Source organism: Streptomyces sp. UH6 (genome assembly GCF_013421635.1).
Lineage (GTDB): Bacteria > Actinomycetota > Actinomycetes > Streptomycetales > Streptomycetaceae > Streptomyces > Streptomyces abyssomicinicus.
On the sequence record NZ_JACADT010000567.1, the window covers coordinates 1 to 3707 of the forward strand.

The 3707-nt window shown below is 73.2% G+C and carries 5 protein-coding genes; 1 reads left to right on the forward strand and 4 read right to left on the reverse strand.

Features of this window, described 5'->3' with window-relative positions; genetic code table 11:
* From HW445_RS22115 to HW445_RS22130, 4 genes are all read right to left on the reverse strand, one after another.
* The coding region (locus tag HW445_RS22115; RefSeq protein WP_180222720.1) for an SPFH domain-containing protein at positions 1–688 on the reverse strand (688 nt) is incomplete at its 3' end.
* 181 nt (positions 689–869) lie between these two features.
* Positions 870–1112 (reverse strand): DUF6243 family protein, encoded by a 243-nt coding sequence (locus tag HW445_RS22120; protein ID WP_180222721.1) that lies wholly within the window; start codon positions 1110–1112, stop codon positions 870–872.
* A 124-nt stretch (positions 1113–1236) separates the two neighbouring features.
* Positions 1237–2013: an SDR family oxidoreductase gene (locus HW445_RS22125; protein ID WP_180222722.1), complete on the reverse strand. Its 777-nt coding sequence runs from the start codon at positions 2011–2013 to the stop codon at positions 1237–1239.
* Positions 2014–2075: 62 nt separating this feature from the next.
* A complete protein-coding gene (locus tag HW445_RS22130; protein WP_180222723.1) occupies positions 2076–2744 on the reverse strand; it encodes an MOSC domain-containing protein in 669 nt (222 codons plus the stop codon).
* Positions 2745–2838: 94 nt separating this feature from the next.
* On the opposite strand from HW445_RS22130, the gene HW445_RS22135 reads away from it, so the two are divergent.
* Positions 2839–3707: LysR family transcriptional regulator (locus HW445_RS22135; RefSeq protein ID WP_180222724.1), on the forward strand; the 869-nt coding region annotated here is incomplete at its 3' end.

A 3707-nucleotide genomic window follows, 5' to 3' on the forward strand; every position in this document is an offset into this window, starting at 1 on the left:
CCAGCTGCTCCTCGCGCCGGGCCAGTTCGATCTTGCTGGCCAGCTCGTTCTCGGCGATGGTCCGCTCCCGCTCCACGGCCACCGCCCGCCGCTCGTAGGTGGCCCGGTCCGCCTCCTGCTGGATCCGCTCCCGCGCCGGAGTGCGCAGCGCCCGCTCCACCTCGGGCTCGGGGCGCAGCGCCACCACCCGGACCGTGACGATCTCCAGGCCGGTCGCCGGCAGCCGCGGTTCCGCGGCCAGCCCGGCCGCGACCCGTTCCCGCACCAGTCCCACCCCGTCCGCGAGCGCCTGCTCCAGCGGGGTCCGGGCGAGCACGTCGAGCACGTGCTGCTGTGCCGACTCGGTGAGCAGCGTGGAGAGTTGCTCCAAGGGCGAGCCCCGCCAGACGCCGGTGTCCGGGTCGATGGAGAAGTCCAGCCGCTCGGCGGCGACGGCGGGGTCGCCGATCCGGTAGGTGACGGTGGCCTGGACGGTCACGTCCTGGAAGTCGGCCGTGCGGGCGTGGAAGGTCATGGCGAGTTCGCGGTCGTCCACCGGGACCTCGGAGAGCGCGGCGGTCAGCGACCGGTACCAGAAGCTGATCCCGGGCCCCTCGTGCGCGAGCTGCCCGGAACGGTGGTGCCGGATGTGCGCGGTGGGCGTGCCGCGCAGGTGGCGCATGCCGAAGCGCTTGGTGATGTCAGCCATGAGGGCCTCCCTGGCACTGGTTTTCGTCTCTCTGACGATATTGCGCCCACCTCGTTTTCGTCAACTGGACGAGAAGGGGTTGGGTCGCCGCCACCGGCGTCTCCGGCGTCGGGCGGGACCGGCCGGAGCGAGGAACGACGATGGCCGCCTCCCGGGGGAGGCGGCCATGGTCCTGTGCGGCTCAGCCGTGAGCGTCGGAGCCGTCCGTCTGCGCGGCGTCACCGTCCCTCTGTGCGCCGGAGCCGTCCGCCTGCGCGTCCGCGCCCTGCGTGCGCTCGCGCATCTTGCGGAGCAGCTCCTGCTTCTGCTCGGCGGCCGTCTGCCGGCTGTGGGAGCCTGCGGTGACGGAGGCCTTCTGGTCGGAACGGGACAGCTTCTTGCGCTGTCCGCCGACGCCGAGCATGTCGTTGCGTCGGTTGGCCATGGGAGTCCCATCGGTGAGTGGTGGGCTGGAACACGGCTGGGTCATGACGCCCACCGGTGTCGGAGCTGCCCCGGCTATTCGCAGCCTAATCGCCCACCGGTCCAGGGCCACCACGATTAACCGCTCAGCGGTCCGGGCCGTACTTCCGGCCCGCCGACGTGGAGACGCCGCCGATCAGGTTGCGCGGGACCAGCTTGGTCAGGCCCATCAGGGTCTTGTAGCGCGGGTCGGGGACGGAGAGGGTCTTGCCGCGGGAGAGGTCGGCGAGGGCCGTGGTGACGACCTTGTCGGCGTCCAGCCACATCCAGCCGGGGATGTTGTCCGTGCCCATGCCCGCCCGTTCGTGGAACTCGGTGCGCACGAAGCCGGGGCACAGGGCCATCAGGCGGACGCCGTCGGCCGCCACGTCGCGGGCCGCGCCCTGGGTGAACTGGACGACCCACGCCTTGGACGCGCCGTACGTGCCGCGGGGGACGAAGGCCGCCACCGAGGCCACGTTGATCACGCCGCCGCGCCGGCGTTCCCGCATCCCCTCGACCGCCGCGGAGGTCAGGCGCAGCACCGCCTCGCAGTGGACCTTGAGCATCCGCAGCTCGTCGGCGACCGGGACCTCCAGGTAGCGGCCCTTGTTGCCGAAGCCCGCGTTGTTGACCAACAGGTCGACGGAGTCGCGGCGGTCGGACAGGCGGGCGGCCACCGCCTCGATGCCCTCGTCGGCGGCGAGGTCCGCGGTGAGCACCTCGGCCTCGATGCCGTGCCGGTCGTGCAGTTCGGTCGCCTGCGTGCGCAGCCGCTCGGTGTCCCTGGCCACCAGCACCAGGTTGTGCCCGCGGGCGGCCAACTGCCGTGCGAAGGCGGCGCCCAGGCCGGCCGTCGAACCTGTGATCAGAGCCGTAGTCATGGGGTCAGGTTAAGCAGGCCGGGGCGCGTGGGTGAGGTGGGGCCGCAGGGTGGAACCGCGCGTCAGGACGGGCGGCCCGCGAGAAACGTGTGGACGGCCGCGCGCTCCTCCTCCGGGAGGTCGTCGCCCGCCTCCAGGAGGCGGGGCAGCAGCCCGCGCTCCAGGGTCAGGGCGCGGAAGGAGAGGGCGATCGTGATGTCGTGGTCCGGACGGCGGACGACCTCGACGGCGTCGCCGGCACGGATCTCGCCGGGGGTGACCACCCGCAGGTAGGCGCCGGGCGCCCCCTTGGCGGTGAACCGCTTCACCCACCGGGGCTCGCCCAGATGGCCCTGAAAGGTTCCGCACGGGATGCGCGGCGAGGTGACCTGGAGGACCACCTCGGGGCCGATGCGCCACCGCTCGCCGATGCGGGCGCCGGAGACGTCGAGGCCGGAGGTGGTGAGGTTCTCCCCGAAGACGCCGTTGCGCAGCGGCCGGCCGAGCTCGCGCTCCCAATCGTCCAGGTCCTCGCGGGCGAACGCGTAGACCGCCTGGTCGTCGCCGCCGTGATGGCGGGTGTGGCAGACCGCGTCACCGGTCATGCCGCTGCCTCCGGTGCCCTTGGGGCCGGGGGCGAAGACCCGGACGGGACCGTCCACCGGGCGCTTGTCGATGCCGGTGAGGCCGTCGCGCTGACTGGTGTACGGCACGACGGCGGCGGTGGCGAGGTTGAGTGAGAGCACCTTCATACCCGGCACGGTAGCGGCGTCGTCGTCAAAGCGGGAGTCGATATTCTCCTTTCCGGTACAAGCCTGACTTATGGGCTGACCTATGCTGGGAAGGGTGATCGAGGCTCGTCATCTCCGTGTCCTGCGTGCCGTGGCCGCCACCGGCTCGTTCTCCGCGGCGGCCCGTGAGCTGGGCTGCACCCAGCCGGCCGTCAGCCAGCAGATGAAGGCGCTGGAGGCCTCGGCCGGCACCCCGCTGATCGTCCGCGCCGGGCGCGGCATGCGCCTCACCCAGGCGGGTGAGGCCCTGGTGCGGCACGCCGCGGGCATCCTCGCCGGGCTGACCGCCGCGGAGGAGGAGGTCGCCGCGATCGCCGGGCTGCGCGCCGGCCGGGTCCGGCTGGTGTCCTTCCCGAGCGGCAGCTCCACACTGGTGCCGACCGCCCTGGCCGCGCTGCGCGCCGAGCACCCCGGCACCCAGGTGTCGCTGGAGGAGGCGGAGCCGCCACGTTCGGTGGAGATGCTCCGCGCGGGTGACTGCGATGTGGCGCTGGCCTTCCGGTACGGCGGCGCGGCGGGCTCCGCGGAGTCGCAGGAGTGGGACGACCTGGTGGTGCGGCCGCTGCTGAGCGACCGGCTGGTGGGGCTGGTGCCGCAGGGGCACCGGCTGGCGTCCGCCGAATCGGTCGGGATCGGGGAACTGGCCGAGGAACCCTGGATCGCGGGCTGTCCGCGGTGCCGCGGGCAGCTGGTGCAGGTGTGCGCGGAGGCAGGCTTCACGCCGCGGATCGACTTCGCGACGGACGACTACCCGGCGGTGGTCGGGCTGGTCGGCGCCGGACTCGGGGTGGCCGTGCTGCCCCGGCTGGCGGTGGAGGCGGTGCGGGGGCGGGGCGTTCGCGAGATCCGCGTGGAGCCGGCGGTGCGGCGCGAGGTGGTCGCCCTCACCCTCACCGACCTCGAACAGGTTCCCGCCGTCGCGGC